The organism is Bradyrhizobium sp. Ken51 (genome assembly GCF_055807435.1).
The window spans coordinates 130,146-149,842 of record NZ_JBVVPB010000014.1; the positions used below are offsets into that span (position 1 = coordinate 130,146).

At 64.3% G+C, this 19,697-nt stretch carries 18 protein-coding genes; 6 read left to right on the forward strand and 12 right to left on the reverse strand.

The genetic code is table 11. From position 1 onward, the window contains the following. Positions 1–75: 75 nt before the first annotated feature. Both kdpA and AC0L27_RS23370 read right to left on the reverse strand, forming a co-directional pair. Positions 76–1,779 (reverse strand): potassium-transporting ATPase subunit KdpA, encoded by a 1,704-nt coding sequence (gene kdpA, locus AC0L27_RS23365; RefSeq protein ID WP_473320499.1) that lies wholly within the window; start codon positions 1,777–1,779, stop codon positions 76–78. 31 nt (positions 1,780–1,810) lie between these two features. Then, positions 1,811–1,900 carry a K(+)-transporting ATPase subunit F gene (locus AC0L27_RS23370; RefSeq protein ID WP_018454042.1) on the reverse strand — a complete coding sequence of 30 codons (90 nt, stop codon included), beginning with the start codon at positions 1,898–1,900 and terminating at the stop codon, positions 1,811–1,813. Positions 1,901–2,316: 416 nt separating this feature from the next. On the opposite strand from AC0L27_RS23370, the gene AC0L27_RS23375 reads away from it, so the two are divergent. The 3 genes from AC0L27_RS23375 to AC0L27_RS23385 all read left to right on the forward strand — a co-directional run bounded on the left by AC0L27_RS23375 (position 2,317) and on the right by AC0L27_RS23385 (position 5,267). After that, entirely contained in the window at positions 2,317–2,784 is a 468-nt protein-coding gene (locus AC0L27_RS23375; RefSeq protein WP_354060235.1) for a hypothetical protein, read from the forward strand. 227 nt (positions 2,785–3,011) lie between these two features. Then, complete coding sequence (gene upp, locus AC0L27_RS23380) at positions 3,012–3,647, forward strand: uracil phosphoribosyltransferase (RefSeq protein ID WP_275169298.1); 636 nt, start codon at positions 3,012–3,014, stop codon at positions 3,645–3,647. A 33-nt stretch (positions 3,648–3,680) separates the two neighbouring features. After that, positions 3,681–5,267, forward strand: a complete 1,587-nt coding sequence (locus AC0L27_RS23385) for an AMP-binding protein (protein WP_354205050.1) — start codon at positions 3,681–3,683, stop codon at positions 5,265–5,267. Positions 5,268–5,322: 55 nt separating this feature from the next. On the opposite strand, the gene AC0L27_RS23390 is transcribed toward AC0L27_RS23385, so the two are convergent. Further along, positions 5,323–6,489 (reverse strand): acyl-CoA dehydrogenase family protein, encoded by a 1,167-nt coding sequence (locus tag AC0L27_RS23390; protein ID WP_354205048.1) that lies wholly within the window; start codon positions 6,487–6,489, stop codon positions 5,323–5,325. A gap of 230 nt (positions 6,490–6,719) precedes the next feature. Between AC0L27_RS23390 and AC0L27_RS23395 the strand changes: the two genes are divergently transcribed. Both AC0L27_RS23395 and AC0L27_RS23400 read left to right on the forward strand, forming a co-directional pair. Next, positions 6,720–7,172 (forward strand): MaoC family dehydratase, encoded by a 453-nt coding sequence (locus AC0L27_RS23395; protein WP_247818300.1) that lies wholly within the window; start codon positions 6,720–6,722, stop codon positions 7,170–7,172. Continuing rightward, a complete protein-coding gene (locus AC0L27_RS23400; RefSeq protein ID WP_354205044.1) occupies positions 7,172–8,023 on the forward strand; it encodes an HpcH/HpaI aldolase/citrate lyase family protein in 852 nt (283 codons plus the stop codon). Before AC0L27_RS23395 ends, AC0L27_RS23400 begins: the two co-directional genes overlap by 1 nt. Before the next feature lie 193 nt (positions 8,024–8,216). On the opposite strand, the gene AC0L27_RS23405 is transcribed toward AC0L27_RS23400, so the two are convergent. Beyond that, the gene (locus AC0L27_RS23405) at positions 8,217–9,014 is read right to left on the reverse strand and encodes a fumarylacetoacetate hydrolase family protein (protein WP_354205042.1); all 798 of its coding nucleotides are present in this window, start codon (positions 9,012–9,014) and stop codon (positions 8,217–8,219) included. Positions 9,015–9,213: 199 nt separating this feature from the next. Between AC0L27_RS23405 and AC0L27_RS23410 the strand changes: the two genes are divergently transcribed. Then, positions 9,214–10,113, forward strand: coding sequence for a LysR substrate-binding domain-containing protein (locus AC0L27_RS23410; RefSeq protein WP_354205040.1), 900 nt, complete (start codon positions 9,214–9,216; stop codon positions 10,111–10,113). Positions 10,114–10,116: 3 nt separating this feature from the next. Here AC0L27_RS23410 and AC0L27_RS23415 read toward each other — a convergent pair whose 3' ends face one another. The 8 genes from AC0L27_RS23415 to AC0L27_RS23450 are packed head-to-tail and all read right to left on the reverse strand — an operon-like array spanning position 10,117 to position 19,672. After that, the gene (locus tag AC0L27_RS23415) at positions 10,117–11,604 is read right to left on the reverse strand and encodes an amidase (protein WP_354256063.1); all 1,488 of its coding nucleotides are present in this window, start codon (positions 11,602–11,604) and stop codon (positions 10,117–10,119) included. Positions 11,605–11,621: 17 nt separating this feature from the next. Beyond that, positions 11,622–12,419: an FAD binding domain-containing protein gene (locus AC0L27_RS23420; RefSeq protein ID WP_354205036.1), complete on the reverse strand. Its 798-nt coding sequence runs from the start codon at positions 12,417–12,419 to the stop codon at positions 11,622–11,624. A gap of 11 nt (positions 12,420–12,430) precedes the next feature. Continuing rightward, the gene (locus AC0L27_RS23425) at positions 12,431–14,818 is read right to left on the reverse strand and encodes a xanthine dehydrogenase family protein molybdopterin-binding subunit (RefSeq protein WP_473320502.1); all 2,388 of its coding nucleotides are present in this window, start codon (positions 14,816–14,818) and stop codon (positions 12,431–12,433) included. Between the two features lie 2 nt (positions 14,819–14,820). Next, positions 14,821–15,309, reverse strand: a complete 489-nt coding sequence (locus AC0L27_RS23430; protein WP_473320519.1) for a (2Fe-2S)-binding protein — start codon at positions 15,307–15,309, stop codon at positions 14,821–14,823. A gap of 24 nt (positions 15,310–15,333) precedes the next feature. Beyond that, positions 15,334–16,440 (reverse strand): ABC transporter ATP-binding protein, encoded by a 1,107-nt coding sequence (locus AC0L27_RS23435; RefSeq protein ID WP_354060218.1) that lies wholly within the window; start codon positions 16,438–16,440, stop codon positions 15,334–15,336. A 7-nt stretch (positions 16,441–16,447) separates the two neighbouring features. Beyond that, positions 16,448–17,353 carry an ABC transporter permease gene (locus tag AC0L27_RS23440; RefSeq protein ID WP_275169308.1) on the reverse strand — a complete coding sequence of 302 codons (906 nt, stop codon included), beginning with the start codon at positions 17,351–17,353 and terminating at the stop codon, positions 16,448–16,450. Next, positions 17,350–18,282 (reverse strand): ABC transporter permease, encoded by a 933-nt coding sequence (locus AC0L27_RS23445; RefSeq protein WP_354205029.1) that lies wholly within the window; start codon positions 18,280–18,282, stop codon positions 17,350–17,352. Before AC0L27_RS23445 ends, AC0L27_RS23440 begins: the two co-directional genes overlap by 4 nt. A 40-nt stretch (positions 18,283–18,322) precedes the next feature. Continuing rightward, positions 18,323–19,672, reverse strand: coding sequence for an ABC transporter substrate-binding protein (locus AC0L27_RS23450; protein ID WP_354256057.1), 1,350 nt, complete (start codon positions 19,670–19,672; stop codon positions 18,323–18,325). Between the last annotated feature and the right edge of the window lie 25 nt (positions 19,673–19,697).

Here is a 19,697-nt window from a genome sequence, read left to right on the forward strand (position 1 = left end):
ACTCCAAAACAATCAGAAGGCTGTCGATCAGAACACTTGCTGTTCAGAAGATTTGCTGTTCAGAACACTTGTTGTTCAGAAGATTTGGCCGGCGTTCATCGCGAGATGCTCGACGATGGGACCGAGAGCGAGGGCAGGGAAGAAGGTCAGGCCGCCGATGATCAGGATCACGCCGACGACGAGGCCAACGAACAGCCCGCCGGTGGTCGGGAGGGTACCCGCGGACGGCGGGATGGATTTCTTGGCGGCCAGCGAGCCCGCAATCGCCATCGCCGGGATGATCATGAAGAAGCGGCCGACGAACATCGCGCTTGCCAGCGTGAGGTTGTAGAAGAAGGTGTTGCCGGTGAGGCCTGCGAAGGCCGAGCCGTTGTTGCCGGTCGCCGAGGTGAAGGCATAGAGCACCTCGGTAAAGCCATGCGGGCCGGCATTCGCCATCGAGGCGACCGCCGCCGGATAGACCACGCCGACCGCGGTCCAGCCGAGGATCATCAGCGGCAGCACCAGGATGGCCAGCATTGCCATCTTGACCTCGCGCGCCTCGATCTTCTTGCCGACATATTCCGGCGTGCGACCGACCATCAGGCCCGCCACGAAGATCGCGAGGATGACGAACAGCAGCATGCCGTACATGCCGGCGCCGACGCCGCCGACGACGATCTCGCCGAGCTCGATGTTGATCAGCGGAATCATGCCGCCGAGTGCGGTGAAGCTGTCATGCATGGCGTTGACAGCGCCGCAGGAGGCGGCCGTCGTGATCACGGCGAACAGGGAGGACGCCACGATGCCGAAGCGAACCTCCTTGCCTTCCATGTTGCCGCCGGTCAGGCCGAGCGCGTGCATGGTCGAAGTACCCTTGGCCTCCGCCCAATAGGTGATGGCGACCCCAGCGAGGAACAGCACGCCCATCACGGACAGGATTGCCCAGCCCTGGCGCTGGTTGCCGACCATACGACCGAACACGTTTGTGAGCGCGGCGCCAAGCGTGAAGATCGACAGCATCTGAATGAAGTTGGACAGCGCGGTCGGGTTCTCGAACGGGTGCGCCGCGTTGGCATTGAAGAAGCCGCCGCCATTGGTGCCAAGCATCTTGATCGCGACCTGCGAGGCGACCGGCCCGACCGCAATGGTCTGCTTGGCGCCTTCGAGCGTGGTGGCCTCGACATAGTCACCAAGCGTCTGTGGCATGCCCTGCCAGACCAGGAATAGCGTGTAGACGATACAGATCGGCAGCAGTACGTAGAGCGTACAGCGCGTGACGTCGACCCAGAAATTTCCGATCGTGCGCATTGAGGCGCGCGAGAAGCCGCGGATCAGCGCCACCGCGAGGGCGATGCCGGTCGCCGCCGACAGGAAGTTCTGGTGCGTCAGGCCAAGCATCTGCACGAGATAGGAGATCGTGCTCTCGCCGCCGTAGTTCTGCCAATTGGTGTTGGTGATAAAGGAGATCGCGGTGTTGAAGGACAAATCCGCGGCGACCGCCGACTGCCCGGCCGGATTGAACGGCAGTACATCCTGCAGCCGCATCACGCCATAGATGATGAGGAAGCCGCCGACGTGGAACAAAAGCATGGCGACCGTATAGGTCAGCCAATGCTGCTCGCGCTTCTCGTCGACGCCGGAGAACCAGTAGATGCCGGCCTCGATCGGACGCAGCACCGGCGACAGGAAGGTCCGCTCGCCGTTGAACACGCGCGTCATGTACCAGCCGAGCGGTTTTGTCAGCGCAACGATAATGACGCAGAAAAGAATGATCTGGAGCCAACCGATCACAGTCATGGAATTAACCCTTCAGGCTTCGTAAGCACGATCAGAACCGCTCGGGCCGCAGCAGCGCGTAAGTGAGGTAGAACAGGAGACCGAGCGAGACGGCACCGGCGAGCGAATAATCGAAGATCATGGTCCGCTCCCTCAAAGCCGTTCGCAGGCGTAGGTGTAACCGATCGCGAGCGCGAAGAAGCCGAAGCCCAGCGCCAGCATCAGAATGTCCATCATGGAGATACTCCTCGTTGCGCCCTTGATTTCGGTGCAACCGTTTTCTTGGGAGACCCGGTCGGCGCGTGAAAGGAATGCCGGTGCATTTCCACGGGGCCTACCGGGACTTTTGACCGGGCTGAAGTGCCACCGCGGGGATAGGTTTTCGAGACGAGGGCCGTGGCGAAGTTATAGGAATCGCATAAAGGCCGGCGGCGGTCCGATGCCCACACTTATGAAATCGCTATATCTCCCGCCCCGTCCCCATCTCGTTTTCAAATGCCGTTTTGGCCATCTTGGAGAGGCCGGCCGACTGACCGACGCCAATCCAGGAGGCCTGACATGACCGCCGCCCGCCGACACCACGAACCGCCGTCACTCAGCGACCGCTTGCGCAGCACGCAGGCGATGACGCGGCCCTTGATGCTCGACATCATCGCGCACGCCTGCCGTCGCTTCCCTTCGCTTGGACAAAGCGAACGCACCGCACGCATCATGCGCTTGGTCGATGTCGAGGCCTGGGCCGATGCCGCGCTGGCACTGATGGAGCTGGAGCTGCCACTCTGGCAGGTCCGCCGCATCGCCTATGACGAGGGCGAATGGCACTGTGCTCTCTCGCGCGAGCGCGAATTGCCGGACTGGCTCGACGCCGCGGTCGAAGCCCACCACGCCGATCTCGCGCTCGCGCTGCTGTCGGCCTTCGTCGAGGTCGAGGCATCGATCCTGGCCGTCTCGCGTCCGAGCGTTCCCACTGTTCGTTCCGCGCCTGACCCGCTCTATGAGCCGGTCGGCTGCGAGAATTTCGGCTAGTGGGGCGCGGTCCTGACGCTCGTCATCACACTCGTGGCGCGCGGGCTCGGAGCATAAGCCCTCACGCCATCGACCGCGAATTGACCATGGCTGCCTAGGAGGCGAGCAACCGGCTCCGCAGCGCGGTCACGATGCCCGGTTGAGGGTGCGTATCCCCTCGGAGAGGGCGTGGCCAAAAACACCCGGCCGATCTGGCGAAATTTCGCGGAACCGTGTAGATCGGGTTCATGAGCACCAGCAACGTCAACGTCGTCGCCCATCCCCTGGTCCAGCACAAGCTCTCCCTGATGCGGGAGAAGGACCGCTCGACCAAGAGCTTTCGCGAGATCCTGAACGAGATCGGGATGCTGCTCGGCTACGAGGTGACGCGCGACCTGCCGCTGGAGCTGGTCGAGATCGAGACGCCGATTGCGCCGATGCGGGCGCCCAAGATCGCCGGCAAGAAGCTCACGCTGGCGCCGATCCTGCGCGCCGGCGTCGGCTTCCTCGACGGCATGCTGGCGCTGATGCCCTCGGCGCGCATCGCCCATATCGGACTCTACCGCGATCCCCAGACGTTGCAGGCCGTGGAATATTACTTCAAGGCGCCGCAGGACCTGTCGGACCGCACCGTGATCCTGATGGACCCGATGCTGGCGACCGGCAACTCGGCCTGCGCCGGCGCCTCGCTGCTGAAGGCGCGCGGCGCCCGCGACATCCGCTTCGTCTGCCTTCTGGCCGCGCCTGAAGGCGTCGCGCAGTTCCAGAGCGAACATCCCGACGTGCCGGTCTGGACCGCCGCGATCGATGAGCGGCTGAACGACCACGGCTACATCGTGCCGGGGCTGGGCGACGCCGGCGACCGGATGTTCGGCACCAAGTAGACAGGTTCGCGCGGTCGGGTTAGTCCGGTTGTCATGAGCGCCAACGTATTTTCGCTGCAAACACTGATCCGGACCGAAGCCGCCGCCGATCCGGCCTTCGTGTTCGACGGCACGCCGGTCTCGCGCGCGGAATTCTCGGAAAAGATCGAGCAGACCGCCGCCTGGCTTGCCGCGCAGGGTATTGGCAAGGGCGACGTCGTCGCGGTCTGGCTGGTCAACCGGATCGAATGGATCGCGCTGCTGTTCGCCGCCGCCCGGCTCGGGGCAATCGTCGCCGCCGTCAATACACGCTACCGCAGCGCGGAGGTCGCTCATCTCCTGAAGCTGTCCGACGCCAGGCTGATGGTGATCGAAGCCGCGTTCCGCTCGATCGACTTTGCCGCTATTCTCGCTGACGTCGCCAAGGACGAGGTGCCTGCGCTGCGAGAACTCGCGGTAGTTGGCGGGGATGCGATCCCCGCACATTGGCCGTGCGTGCGCTTCGATGCCTTCGACAAGCCCTATCCGCCGGCTCCCCCAGCGGATGAGGACGTCGATCTGCCTTTGCTGCTCTACACGACATCGGGCACCACCAAGGGACCGAAGCTTGTCGCGCATTCGCAGCGCACGCTGGCCACGCACGCCGCCTCCGTTGCCAAGGCGCTAAAACTCTCGCCGCAGCGCCATGCGCTGCTGGCCATGCTGCCGTTCTGCGGCACCTTCGGCATGACGAGCCTGCTCGGCTTCATCGCAGCGGGCGCGACCGTCCATGCGCTCGACGCCTTCGAGGGCGCGCCGGCGCTGAAGATTCTCCGCGAGTACGGGATCACCCACGCTTTTGGCTCGGACGAGATGTTCCGCCGCATCCTCACCCTCGCCGACGCGCTGCATCCGTTTCCGCAGCTCGAAATCTGCGGCTTTGCCGCGTTCCAGCCCGGCTGGCGCGAACTCGCCGCGGAGGCCGAGGCGCGCGGCATGCCCCTGTTCGGCCTCTACGGTTCGAGCGAGGTGCAGGCGCTGTTCTCGATCGCACGCGCGAGTGACGCCTTCACCGATCGCATCGAGGGCGGCGGCTGGCCGATGTCGCCGGAGGCCAAGGTCCGTGTGCGCGACACCGAGACCGGCGAACTCGCCGCTCCAGGTGTCTCCGGCGAGATCGAGATCCGTGCGCCGTCACGCTTCCTCGGCTACTACAACAATCCCGACGCGACGCGCGACGCCATCACCGCGGACGGCTTCTTCCGCACCGGGGATATCGGCCGGCTGCGCGGCGACGGCTCCTTCGTCTACGAAACCCGCGCGGGCGATGCCATGCGGCTCGGCGGCTTCCTGGTTGCGCCCGGCGAGATCGAGGACGAGCTCAAATCGTGCGCTGGCGTGGCCGACGCCCAGGTCGTCGCGGTCGATCTGAAGGGAAACGCCCGCTGCGTTGCCTTCGTGATCCCCATCCAGGACCCCCACCACGAGCCGCCGCGGCAGGACGCGTTGATCACGCGCTTGCGCGAGCGGCTCGCCGGCTACAAGGTCCCGGCGCGGATCTATGTCGTGGAGGCCTTCCCCGTCACCGACAGCGCGAATGGCGTCAAGATCCAGCGCGCCCGGCTTCGGGCTATGGCGATGGAGCGGATCGCTGCTGAATAAGCACGGCCACTGGGCTAGCGCGCGAACTCGTCTAGGCCAAAAGGTCGCGCGTTAGCTAGTATGACTTGGCCAGTCCAAGCACCTTTTCCGCAATGAAGCTGAGCGCGAGCTGCGGGCTGACCGGCGCGATGCGCGGGATCAGAACTTCGCGCAAGTAACGCTCGACATGGAACTCCTTGGCATAGCCGAAGCCGCCATGGGTCATCACCGCCTGCTCGCAGGCATGATATCCGGCCTCACCCGCAATGTATTTCGCGGCATTGGCGGCGCCGCCGCAGGGCATGCCCTTGTCGTATTGCCAGGCCGCCGACATCACCATCAACCAGGCCGCCTCGAGCTCGACCCAGTTTACGGCCAGCGGATGCTGAATGCCCTGGTTCTTGCCGATGGGTCGGTTGAACACCACGCGGGTCTTGGCGTATTCAGTCGCGCGCGACAACGCGAGCTTGCCGAGGCCGACTGCTTCCGCTGCGATCAGGATGCGCTCCGGGTTCATGCCTTCGAGGATGTACTGGAAGCCTTTGCCTTCTTCGCCGATCCGGTCTTCCATGGGGATCTCGAAGTCCTCGAAGAACAGCTCGTTGGAATCGACGATCTTGCGGCCCATCTTCTCGATCTCGTGGACCTCGATCCTGTTGCGATCGAAGTCCGTATAGAACAGGCTCAACCCATGCGTCGGCGAGCGCACGTCCTCCAGCGGCGTGGTGCGCGCCAGCAGCAGGATCTTGTGCGCGACCTGCGCGGTCGAGATCCACACCTTCTGGCCGTTGACGATGTAGCGGTCGTTCTTGGCCACCGCGCGGGTCTTGAGCTGGGTGGTGTTGAGGCCGGTGTTGGGCTCGGTGACGGCGAAGCAGGCCTTCTCACGACCCTCGACCATCGGCGGCAGCATGCGCTTGCGCTGTTCCTCGGTGCCGAACACGACCACGGGATTGAGGCCGAACACGTTGATGTGCACCGCGGATGCGCCGGACATGCCGGCGCCGGATTCGGCGATGGCGCGCATCATGATCGCGGCTTCGGTGATGCCGAGCCCGGAGCCACCGTAGGCCTCCGGCACGCAGATGCCGAGCCAGCCGGCGTCGGCCAGCGCCTTGTGGAAGTCGTGCGGAAAACCGCCGTCATGGTCCTTCTTCAGCCAATAGGCATCAGGAAAGCCTTCGCAGATCTTCGCGATCGCGTCGCGAATGGCCTCCTGCTGATCGGTGAGCGCGAAATCCATGATGGTCTCCTTGTTGGGAACCGCGCCCGCGCAATCTCCCCGCCTCTTCGCGTTTCCCACGCGAAGGCCGTGGCCCATTGCTGTGCCCGGACGTGCCCTCGCTTGCGTTCTTTAGCTCGAAAAACGGGGGACAGATACGTGAATTTGCCTGCCAACTGTGTGTACCATGCATGGGATCATGCAGCGCGACGGTGCGAGCGCGCTGTTATTTCGCAGGGAGGAAGACCGCGATGGCCGGACTTTATTTCGAGGAGTTTTCCGTGGGCCAGGAGTTCAGGCATCCCCTGACGCGGACCGTCACGGAGATGGACAACACCATGTTCAGCCTGCTGACGCTCAATCCGCAGCCGCTGCACATCGACGCACATTTTGCGGCCCAGACCGAGTTCGGCCAGCGCATTTTCAACAGCCTTTACACCCTCGGCATCATGATCGGCATGACGGTCTATGATACGACCATGGGCACCACCGTTGCCAATCTCGGCATGACCGACGTCACTTTTCCGAAACCGGTCTTCCATGGCGACACTTTGCGGGCGACGACGAAGGTGCTTTCGTTGCGGGAATCCAAATCGCGCCCCAAGGCGGGCATCGTCGAGTTCGAGCACCACGCTCTCAACCAGAACGACGAGATCGTCGGCAAATGCCGCCGCATGGCGATGATGCACAAGAGGCCGGTCTGATGCGTTCGATGCTGTTCGTGCCGGGCGACTCCCCGCGCAAATTCGAGAAGGCCAGCGAAGGCAACGCCGACGCGCTGATCATCGATCTCGAAGATTCCGTCGTCACAGACAAGAAGCCGGAGGCGCGCGGGTTGACGCTGGCGATGCTGAAGGGCCGCAACAAGCCCCATCAGCTCTATGTCCGCGTCAACGCGCTCGACACCGGCATGACGCTCGCTGACCTTGCCGCGGTGATTCCAGGCAAGCCCGACGGCATCGTGCTGCCGAAATCGCAGGGCGGCGACGACGTGCGGCAGGTCGCGACCTGGCTGGAAGCTTTGGAAGCTGCGGCTGGTATCGCAATCGGCTCAACACGCATCGTCTGCGTCGCGACCGAAACCGCAGGATCGATCTTCGGGCTCGGCAGCTATAAGGGCTGCTCCCCTCGCCTCGCGGGCCTGATGTGGGGCGCGGAGGATCTCTCGGCCTCGCTCGGCGCTACTGAAAAGGCGTCAGGCGGCGTGTTCCACAGTCCTTATCGCCTGGCGCGCGATCTCTGCCTGATGGCGGCCGCCGCGGCCGAGGTCGCGCCGATCGACACCGTCTATACCGATATCGACAATCTGGCGGGGCTCGAACAGGAAACGCGCGCGGCGCGGCGCGACGGTTTTTCGGCGAAAGCGCTGATCCATCCCAAGCACGTCGACGTGGTCAACGCGGCGTTCGAGCCGACCGAGGCCGAGCGCAATTGGGCGGAGAAGGTGATCGCGGCGTTCGCGAACAATCCGAACTCCGGCACGCTGCGCCTCGACGGCCAGATGATCGACAAGCCGCATCTTCGTGCCGCGATGAAGATCCTCGGCCAGAGCTAGATCAGGACGCCGCGCTGCGACAGACGGGATCGAAGCCGCTCTCAGCATCGTCGTGGCCGGGCTTGTCCCGGCCATCCACGGGCTTCCACGCAACCGGCGCCCAAGAACGTGGATGCCCGGGACAAGCCCGGGCATGACGAAGCGACAACGTCCCGCCCCTCACTTTCCCGCAAGCGGGGAGAGGCGAAGACAATCAGACGATCTTGATCGACATGTCCGGCAGGCCGTCGAGCTTGCACAAGAGCACGTCGCCCTTCACGACCGGGCCGACATTCTCCGGCGTGCCGGAATAGATGATGTCGCCGGCCTTGAGCTCGAACGCTTCCGACAGTTTTGCGATCTGTTCGGCCACGCTCCAGATCATCTTGCTGAGATCCGAGCTCTGCTTGACGGTGCCGTTGATCGCCAGCGAAATGGCGCCCTTGTCGAAATGACCGGTCTTGCTGGCCGGGTGGATAGGCCCGATCACCGCGGCGTGGTCAAAGCTCTTGCCTATCTCCCACGGCTTCTTCTCCGCGGCCATCCCGTTCTGGAGATCGCGCCGGGTCATGTCGAGGCCGAGCGCGTAACCATAGACATGGTCGAGCGCCTTCTCAGCCGGAATGTTGGAGCCGCCGGACTTCAGCGCGGCGACCAGCTCGACCTCGTGGTGATAGTTCTTGGTCAGCGACGGGTAGGGATGATCGGCAACCTCGCCCACAGCGACGTTCTGGATTGCGTCGGTCGGCTTCTGGAAAAAGAACGGCGGCTCGCGGTTCGGGTCCGAGCCGCGCTCGATCGCGTGCGCCGCATAGTTACGCCCGATGCAGTAGATGCGGCGGACCTGGAACACCTGGGTTTCGCCGACGATCGGAATGGTGACCATCGGCACCGGAAAGATCGGCTTCAGGCCGGCCTGCGCCGCAGCCGGCGCAACTTCCGCGATTGAGGCAGCACTCGCCGCCGCGGCAATTGCGAGCAGCTCCCGTCGCGTTGCTGAGATCTCTTTCATGTTTGCGCTCCCTTTTTATGTTCGTTGGGCGCATCATGCGCGCCGAGCCGCCTGATAATCAATATTCAGTATGCCAGCAATGCTGGAACCGGCACGTCGTCCAATTGAGAACACGCCGTCTGCGACCGAGCCTTCCCACCCCGGCTCCCCTTCGCCCTAGCATGGAACTTGCATAAATTCTGGGCGACATGGACGCCGCATGAACCTCATCAGCCTCGATATTCGCATGCTCCGGTCGCTGATCTCCGTGGTCGAGACCGGCAGCATCACTGAGACCGCGCGGCGGCTGGGCCGCACCCAGCCGGCGATCACCCTGCAATTGCAGCGGCTGGAGGAGCTCACCGGGAAACAATTATTCGAGCATGCAGGCCGCCGGCTGACGCTGAGCGAGGACGGCACCACGGTTCTCACCTACGCCAAATCCATCCTGCGGTTGCATGACGAATTGATTTCGCAACTGGCGTCGCAGGAGATCGAGGGTCAGGTCGTGCTCGGCACGCCCGACCTCTATGCCGCCTTCATGCTGCCGCAGATCCTCAGCGTGTTCCGAAAATCCTTCCCCCGCGTCCAGGTCGAGCTCAATTGCGCGCTCTCGACGCCGCTGGTGGGCCTGGTCAAGCGCGGCGATGTCGACATCGCGCTCGTCACCCGCATGAACGATTTTACGGGCGGCCAGGTGGTACGGCGCGAGCAACTGGTCTGGATGACCGGCGAGCAGTCCGCCGCGCACCAGGAACGGCCCATTCCGCTGGCGTTGCTGCCGCCCGGCAACATCTATCGCGACTACGCGATCGACACGCTGGAACGCGCGAATTTGCGCTGGCGCATCGCCTGCGTCAGCGAAAGCGTCGGCGGCCTTCAGGCGGCGGCCTTCGCCGGCATGGCCGTGACCGTACTCGGCCGCAGCGCCCTGGTGCCGGCGATGCGCGAGATCGGCCCGAACGAGGGCCTGCCGCCATTGCCGAAGATCGAGCTGCTGCTCTACAAGTCGAGCGCCGCGACCTCGAAGGCGGCGACCGCCTTGCACGACTACCTCGCGCACTATCTCCGCCTCGACGAGGAGCTCAGCGGCCGCGGCGACCCGATCGAGCTGTCCTGAGCTTCAAACCTTCGCGCGCGCGGCACTTTCGCGGAGCGCCAGTGACGGCCAGAACGCCGCCCATGGCTGGGCCTCTTCGAACGCAGCCGCGATGCGGAAGATCGTAGGCTCGTCGAGCCAGCGCGCAACGATCTGAAGGCCGATCGGCATTCCATCGCGATCGAAGCCGCAGGGCAGCGTCGCCGCCGGAAGGCCGGCGAGATTGATCGGCCAGGTGAAGGGCGACCAGCCCAGATGCGGATCGACCTTGCCGCCGTCGATCGTGTCGACGCCGAGGCGGCCGGCCTCGAACGCGGTCACCGCGACGGTCGGCGTCACCAGCGCATCGACGCGTTCGAAAAGCTTCAGGAAGCCGCTGCGAGCCTGGCCGCGGCGATACCCCGCTTCGATATAGTCCGTGCCGCTGTAGCGCCGGCCGGCACTGATGACATCGAGATAATCTGCTTCGGAGCTGGCGAGATCAGCCGTGCTCTTGCTCGCGACCGCGGCCGCCTGTTCGGTGAAGGCGATCGGCTTCAGCGTGTGCTCGAGGATGCCGGGATCAAGGCCAGGACCATCCATGGTGACCTGCGCGCCGCAGGCATCCAGAATGGCCAGCGCCTTGCCGAACGCCGCGCGCACATCGGGACTGACGGCGGCGTAGCCGAGATCGACGCTGGCGCCGATACGAATGCCGTTCAACGGCTCGGCATTCGCATCGAACCGCCGCGCCGCAACCGGCAGGCTCGCGGGATCGCGCAGATCGTAACCGGCGATGATCTCCAGCGTCAGCGCGGCATCCGCGACCGTGCGCGTGATCGGCCCGGTATGCGCGAGCGAGCCCCAGGACGGTGGCGAGAAGCCGGGCGAACGGGGCACCAGGCCAAAGGTCGGCTTCAGCCCGAACACTCCGCAAAAGGACGAGGGCACGCGGATCGAGCCGACGCCATCGGTTCCGATCGCGATCGGACCGCAGGCGGCGGCGACGCCCGCCGCCGCGCCGCCGCTCGATCCGCCGCTGGTGCGACCGGGGTTCCAGGGATTGCGCGTGGTGCCGGTGACCAGGCTGTCCGCCGTCAACTTGTAACCGGACTCGCAGGTCGTGGTCTTGCAGGTGATTATGGCACCCGCCTCCTTCAGCGCCGAGACAACCGCCGCATCGACATCGGGCACGAAGGCCTTGTTCATCGGCGAGCCACCATAGGCCGGCACGCCTGCGACGAAGACCAGATCCTTGATCGTGACGGGTACACCGGCGAGCGGTCCCTTGGCATCGCCGGCGCGCATCTCCCTGGTGAGACGATCGGCCTCCGCCCTCGCCTGCTCGTACATCGGCGTCACCACCGCGTTGCAGGCCTCGTTCGTCACCTCCAGCGCGGCAATGGTGTCGTCGACGACATCGCGCGGAGTGAACGCCTTGCGCCGGTAGCCGGCCAGGATCTCGGTTGCAGAAAGCGAGCCAAGGCCAGTCGGCGCCGGCGGGAAGGCCGTTCGGCCGGAACCATCAGTCATCATCAACCCTAAAAGTGCTAGCTGAGCGCCGCGTCGACGGCGCGCTTGGCCATGACCGTGACGAGATGCGCACGGTAGTCCGCTTCGGCATGGATGTCGGAGGTGAGACCGTCGGTGTCGATCCTGATCGCCGCGATCGCGGACGGATCGAAATTTCGCGACAGCGCTTCCTCCATCGGGGGAACGCGGAATACGCCGGAGCCCGCTCCGGTCACGGCCACGCGAACGCCATCGGCGAATTTCGCCACGAACACGCCGACCAGCGCATAGCGCGACGCCGGCGCCTTGAACTTGGCGTAGCCCGCCTTGACCGGCACCGGAAAGCGGATCGCCGTGATGATCTCGCCTGGTTCAAGCGCGGTCTCGAACAGGCCGCGGAAAAACCCGTCGGCCGCGATCTCGCGCGTGCTGGTGACGACGGTCGCGCCAAGACCGAGCACACCTGCCGGATAATCGGCCGCCGGATCGTTGTTCGCGACGGAGCCGCCGATGGTGCCGCGGATGCGCACGGCGGGATCGCCGATCATCGAAGCCAGCGCGGCAAGACCTGGAATCTTTGCCTGCACCAGCTTCGAGGCGGCCACCACCGCATGTGGCGTCATCGCACCGATGGTGATAGCGGCGCAATCGTCGGTGATGCCCTTCAGATGTCCGAGCCTCGACAGGTCGACTAGGGCAGGCGGACTGGCGAGCCGCTGCTTCAGCGTCGGGATCAGGGTCATGCCGCCGGCGACGAGCTTGCTGTCCTCGATCGAGGTCAGCAGTTTGGCAGCGTCGGGAATCCGGTCCGGCTGGTGATAGGCAAACGGCTTCATTGTCATCCTCCCTATTCAGCAGCGACCGGCAGCGACGCGTTTTGCAGCAGGCGCCAGATCCGGTTCGGCGTCGCCGGCATGTCGACGTGGGTGACGCCGAGATGCGACAGCGCATCGACCACCGCGTTGATGACCGCCGCCGGCGAACCGATGGTGCCGACCTCGCCGCAGCCCTTTACGCCCATCGGCGTGTGCGTGCACAGAGTCGAATGGGTCGCGATTTTCATCATCGGCATGTGGTCGGCGCGCGGCATGCAGTAGTCCATCAGCGAGCCCGACAGCAGCTGGCCCGAGCCCTCGTCATAGACCGCGTTCTCATAGAGCGCCTGACCGACGCCCTGCACGATGCCGCCGTGCAACTGGCCCTCGACAATCATCGGATTGATGACGGTGCCGACGTCGTCGACCGCGGTGTAGTTGACCAGCGTCACCGTGCCGGTTTCCGGATCGATCTCGACCTCGGCAATGTGGCAGCCGCCGGGATAGGTGAAGTTGACGGGATCGTAATAAGCCTGCTCCTCGAGCCCCGGCTCCAGCACTTCGAGCGGATAGTCGTGCGGCACGTAGGCGGCACCCGCGATCTCCTCGAACGTCTTCATGCGGTCGGTGCCCGCGACCGAGAATTTTCCGGCCTCGAAGTGAATATCCACTTCGGCTGCTTCGAGCAGATGCGCCGCGATCTTCTTGCCTTTCGCAACCACCTTGTCCGTCGCCTTCGACAGCGCCGCGCCGCCGACTACCAGCGAACGCGAGCCGTAGGTACCCATGCCGAACTGCACGCGATCGGTATCGCCGAACACGATATCGACATTGTCAAACGCGACGCCGAGCTTTTCCGAGACGATCTGCGCGAAGGTCGTCTCGTGGCCCTGGCCGTGATTGTGGGTGCCGATCATGACCGTGACCTGGCCGGTCGGATGCACCCGCACCGTGGCACTCTCATAGAGCCCGCCGCGCGCGCCCAATCGTCCCGCGAAGCGCGACGGCGCGAGGCCGCAGGCCTCGACATAGGTCGAGTAGCCGAGCCCGCGGAATTTGCCCCTGCGCGCCGACTCCGCCTTGCGGATACCGAAGCTCTTGACGTCGGCCGCGACAAGAGCGCCGTCGAGACACCCCATCGGATCGCCGGAATCGTACTGCACCAGCACCGGCGTCTGATACGGATAGGCCTCCTTCGGGATCATGTTGCGTCGGCGGATCTCCACCCGGTCGATCCCCATCTCGGTTGCCGCGACGTCGACGATGCGCTCCAAGACGAAAGTCGCCTCGGGTCGGCCGGCGCCGCGATAGGCGTCGACCGGAACGGTGTTGGTGAACACCACCTTCACGTTGCAGTAGATGGCAGGTGTGGTGTAGACGCCGCCGAGCAGCGGACCGTAGAGATTGGTCGGAATGTTCGGTCCGAAAGTCGAGAGATAGCCGCCCATATTGGCGAGCGTGTTGACACGGAAGGCCAGAAACTTCCCGGTCTCGTCCAGTGCGAGTTCGGCCTCGGTGACGTGATCGCGGCCGTGGCGATCGGAGACGTAGCCTTCGGAGCGGCTCGCCACCCATTTGATCGGCCGCATCACGCGCTTGGCGGCCCAGGTGATCACGGCCTCCTCACCGTAGTGGAACTGCTTGACGCCAAAGCCGCCGCCGACATCGGGCGCCACCACGCGCAGCTTGTGCTGCGGGATGTTCAGCACCAGCGCACCCATCAGGAAGCGAACGACATGCGGGAACTGGCTGGTGGTCCACAGCGTGAAGCGATCCGTGCCGGGCTCATATTCGGCGATCGCCGCGCGCGGCTCCATCGGGTTGCCGATCAGACGGTTGTTGACGAGGCTGAGCTTCGCGACATGTGCCGCTTTCCGGAACGCGGTCTCGACCGCGGCCTTGTCGCCGAGCTCCCAATCGCAACAGATGTTGTTCGGAACGTCGTCGAACAGTTGTGGCGCGCCGGGCCGCACCGCTTCGAGCACGCCGACCACCGAGGGCAGCACCTCGTAATCGACAGTCAGCAGCTCGGCTGCCGCACCGGCCTGCGCCGGCGTCTCCGCGACGACGAAGGCGACCATGTCGCCGACGAAGCGCACCTTGCCCCGCGCCAGCATCGGGAACGGCGGCTCCTTCATCGGCGCGCCCTTGGCATCCGTGATACCCCAACCGCAGGGCAGCGATCCCAGATTGTCCGTGGCGGCATCCTCGCCGGTAAGAACCGCAATGACGCCAGGCGATGCGAGTGCCGCACCCTTGTCGATGCCGCGCAGGATCGCGTGTCCGTGCGGCGAGCGCACGAACACACCCGCCGTCATGCCGGGCCGCTTGATGTCGGAGACGTAATTGCCGCGGCCGGTGAGGAAGCGCTGGTCCTCTTTCCGCTTGGGTGAAGCGCCGATCCCGATCACATTGCCCATGGTCACTCTCCCTTGGCGGCGTTCATGGCGGCAGCGCCAGCCATGACCGAGACGACGATGTTCTGATAGCCGGTGCAGCGGCAAATATTGCCTTCAAGGCCGTGGCGGACGTCGGCTTCCGTCAGGTCCGGCTTTTCGGTCGCGAGCGCCACCGCCGTCATCAGCATGCCGGGCGTGCAAAAACCGCATTGCAGACCGTGATGCTCACGAAACGCTTCCTGCATCGGATGCAGCTGGTTCGAACCGGGCGCACCTTGCAGGCCCTCGATGGTGAGCAGCGCCGCACCGTCGAGCGCAGGCGCCAGCAGCGTGCAACTCTTCACCGGCAGGCCATCGAGATGCACGACGCAGGCGCCGCATTGGCTGGTGTCGCAGCCGATATGGGTACCGGTGAGATTCAGCCGCTCGCGCAGCAGCTCGGCAACCAGCGTCGCCGGCTCGACCTCGACAGTTGTCGGCCGTCCGTTGAGTGTGAAGGATATCTGCACGATCATACTCCTGTGCGCGACGGGTCTTTAGGCGAGTGGAAGCGCGCTGCCGGTGGCCCATGTGGCCATCACGACGTCGCCGACGGTGAAGGGATCCGCGAAGAAGGTCTTTTCCGGCACGTAGGCGACGAACGCGTCATCCGGCACGGTGTCCAGCATGACCTTGACGAAATAGCCCTGGTACTCGATCGCAAGCACGCGGCTCGGCAGCGACGTGGAGCAGCCCGGCGGCAGCTCCCTGCCCGGCCGGACCAGCGCGACATCGTCGCGACGCACGGCGATATCGATCCTGTCACCGACGCTGACCGTGGACCGCGCCTGAAGCGGGACCTCGATGCCGTCAGGCGCGGCCTGCGCGAGCGTAAAAGTCGAACCGTTGACCTTCTCGACGCGCCCCGACAGGACGTTCTGCCCGCCCATGAATTCGGCGACGTAACGATCGTGCGGATGGGCATAGACGTCGCGCGCCGCGCCCGCCTGCTTGATTCTGCCCTGCTCCATCACCACGACCAGATCGGCGAGCGCGATCGCCTCGAGCTGGGTGTGGGTGACGTGGATGAAGGTGATGCCGAGCTCCTGCTGCATCCGCCTAAGCTCCTGGCGCATCTGCACGCGGAGCTGTTCGTCGAGGGCGGACAGCGGCTCGTCGAGCAAAAGTACCCTCGGCTCGGTGATCGCGGCGCGCGCCAGCGCCACACGCTGCTGCTGGCCGCCGGAGAGCTGGGCCGGCAGGCGGTCGGCGAATTGCGTCAGACGCACCTTCTCGATCATGGCATCCGCAGCGCGCAGACGATCGGCCTTCGACATGCCGCGCACGCGCAAGGCGAACGCGATGTTGTCGCGCACGGTTAGGTGCGGGAACAGCGCGTAGGACTGAAACATCATCGCGGTGCGCCGCTGCACCGGCGCGAGACCGACGACGTTCTGGCCGCCGATCACGATCTCACCCGCACTCGGGTCTTCATGCCCCGCGATCATGCGCAGAATCGTGGTCTTGCCGCAGCCGGACGGGCCGATGAAGCAGCAATAGGCGCCGTCGGCGATCTTGAGATTGACGCCGTCCACCACGTTGGTGACGCCGTCAAAGCTCTTGCAGATGCCCGCCAGTTCGATATCGCCGCGATCGCTCTTCATTCCCAGCTCAACCCTTTGTGCTGCTGCCGCGCTTCTTCTGGATCAGCACGATGCTGCCCAGGCTCGCGCCGATGACGATGAAGGAGACAATCGTCGTCACCGTGCCGAGCGCGTAAAGCGAGGGGGACGTGACGTTCAGGGTCATGCTCCAGATCTCCAGCGGCAGCGTGTTCAGTGAGCCCGCGGTCTGAAGGCTACGCGCAAACTCGTCGTAGGAGAGCGTGAAGCCGAACAGCGCGACCGCGACCAGGCCGGGCGCCAGTACCGGGATCATCACCAGCCGGATCGATTGCCAGCGGCTGGCGCCGAGGTCGTAGGCCGCCTCCTCCCAGACGTGGTTGAAGCGCGACATCACCGCAAACATCACGAGCACGCCGAACGGCAGCGTCCAGGACAGTTGCGCGCCGAGCGCCGAGGTGTACCAGCTCGCATTGAGCCCGAGGGCCTGGAATAACAGACCGGTGCCGAGGCCGAGCACGAGACCGGGCGCGACCAGGCTGCCGATCATCATGTAGAACACGACGGTGTCGCCGCGAAAGCGCTTGCGAAAACCGAGACCGGCGAGGAACGAGACAACCACCGTGATGACGGTGACAATGACGGCGAGCTTGATCGAACGATCGAACGAGCCCTTGACGTCGCCGGTCCGCACCTGGGTGAAGAGATCGACGAACCAGTGTAGCGACTGTCCCTTCATCGGGAAGACGAGGCCGCCGCGGATGTCCTGGAACGACAGGACGTAGATGCAGAACATCGGGCCGTACAGCGCGATCACATAGAACCCGAATAGCGTCGCCAGAAGATAGAACGTCCACGGCCGGCCGCCCTTGCTCGGTGCTATCGCCTTGGTCGTCGCGGGCGCGACCATCTTTGACATGTCGGTTTTGGGCATGTCGGCGAGAACCGCGCTCATCGCGTGATCTCCTGCCTGATGTCGACGGTGCGCAGGATCAGCGAGACGATCGCGACCAGCACCAGCGTCAGCAGCACGGCGCTCGCGGCTGCGGTCGGATATTGCAATACACCGACGTCCTCGTAGAACGCGCTGACCACCGAGGCCGAGCCGCCGCCGGACATCACCTTGACCACGAAGAAATCGCCCATCACGATCGAGACGACGAAGATGGTGCCGAGCGCGATGCCGCTCTTGGACATCGGGACCACGATCAGGCGCATGATGTCGAAACGGCTGGCGCCTGCATCGATCGCGGCCTCGATCAGCTTCTTGTCGATCCGTGCCATGGAATTGAAGATCGGCACGATCATGAAAATGGTGAGCTGATGGACATAGGCGATGACCACCGCGAGGTCGGAGAACAGCAACACTTCAAGCGGCTGGCGGATCACACCGAGCCCCAGCAGCACCTGGTTGATCAGGCCTTCCTTGCCGAGGAGCGGTATCCAGGAAATCATCCGGATGATGTTCGAGGTCCAGAACGGTACCGTGCAGAGCAGGAACAGACCAATCGCCAGCAGTTGGTTGCGGACGTGGAAAACCAGGAAGTATGCGACGAAGAAGCCAATGATCAGCGTGAAGATCCAGGTCAGAACCGTGAACTTGATCGTCGCCAGATACAGCTTCAGCGTCAGTGCCGAATGCAGCACCTCGACATAGCTTGCGAGCGTGAAACCCGGCGTCAGCCCGCCAAAGCCGTCAGTGGCGAAAAAGCTCGCCGCCAGCACGACCAGGATCGGCGCCACGAAGAACGGCACCAGCACCAGCACGAGCGGCGACACGTAGAGCCAGCCGGCGAGATTTGCGTGTGGTGAGGTTTGAGCTGGACTAAGACTTGGCTGCATGTCGGCAAACGCCTCGAAGTCGATCTTTTGGCACCGGCGCATCGTCGCGCCGGCGCTTCGTTCACGTCAGGGAAAGCAGGTTTCAGGCCACCTTGAAGTCGTTCCAGCGCTTGTTCATGTAGGCGGCTTCGTCCATCAGCGTGTTCCAGCAGGAGATGTTCTTGACGCGGTCGAGGAACGAGCCGCCGTCGCGTTTGGTGCCGCTCTTCTCCATCGGGACGCCATAGGGGTCGTTGACCACCTCGGGCGCGGGCTGGCCCTCGTACCAGAACGCCCATTCGGCCGGCGTGAGGAATTTCTTCGCAGTCGAAGGCACCGGGCTGTAATAGCCGTAACGCGCGACGAAGCCGCCCTGCCAGCCCGACAGATACCAGTTGAGATATTCGTAGGCCGCGTCCAGCTTCTTGCCCGAGAGATGCTTCATCAGGCCCATGCCGTTGCACCAGCCGCGATAGCCTTCCTTGCCGTTCTTGATGTTGACCGGCGCGTAGACGCAGGGGATTTCTTTCACGCGCACCGCGGCAACCGCCGGCGACCACATCGACTGGATCACCACTTCGCCCGCCGCCATCAGCTGCACCGACTGGTCGAAGGTGGTCCAGGTCGCGCGGAACTGGCCCTGCTTCTTGAGCTCGATCAGCTTGTTGCAGGTGAAGTCGATCTCCTCCTTGGTCATGTTGCCCTTGTTGCCGTACTTGATCAGGCCGGCGCTTTCGAAGCAGAGCGCGGCGTCCATGATGCCGATCGCGGGCACGTCGAGGATCGCGGCCTTCCCCTTGAATTTCGGATCGATCAGATCCTTCCATTCCGTGACTTCATGGCCGACGAGGTCGGGGCGGTAGCCGATGGAGTCGGCGTTGTAGACCTGTGGCAGGAACGTCGCCCATTCCGTGACGCCGTCGTTGAGGTCGGTCGAATCGGGCTTGGCGATATACATGGCCTCGTAAGGCGAGATGCCCTGGCGCGGGATCTTGTGACCGTCGATCTCGCCCTTGGTGAAGATCGGCAGGATGTTGTCGAACTCCTTGACCTTCTTGACCTCGATGCCCTGGATCACGCCGCGCTTGGCGGCGAGCTTGGCCTGCCAGCCCTCGAGATCGGCGATATCGACCGTATTAGGCTGGCTTATGAAGCGGTTGATGGCGGCGGAGGTGTCGAGGTTCTGCATCGTTACCTTGAAGCCGAGATCCTTGGCCGCCTGGTCACCGATCGCCTTCACCACCGAATAGGACACGCCGACATGGCGCAGCTCGATATCCTTGATCTCCTGCGCCCAGATGGTCGGGAATCCGCGGATCGCGTCCGATCCTGCGGCCGCGCCGGCCACCGCCGCGGCGCCCTTCAACAGCGTGCGCCGGCTCAGCTTTTTCGCAGACTTGTCGCTCGTCCCCGCCGGATTGGCAGTGGATGTCCCCTTGTCCCTGTCAAGCATGGCAACCCTCGTTGGCTACGATGAA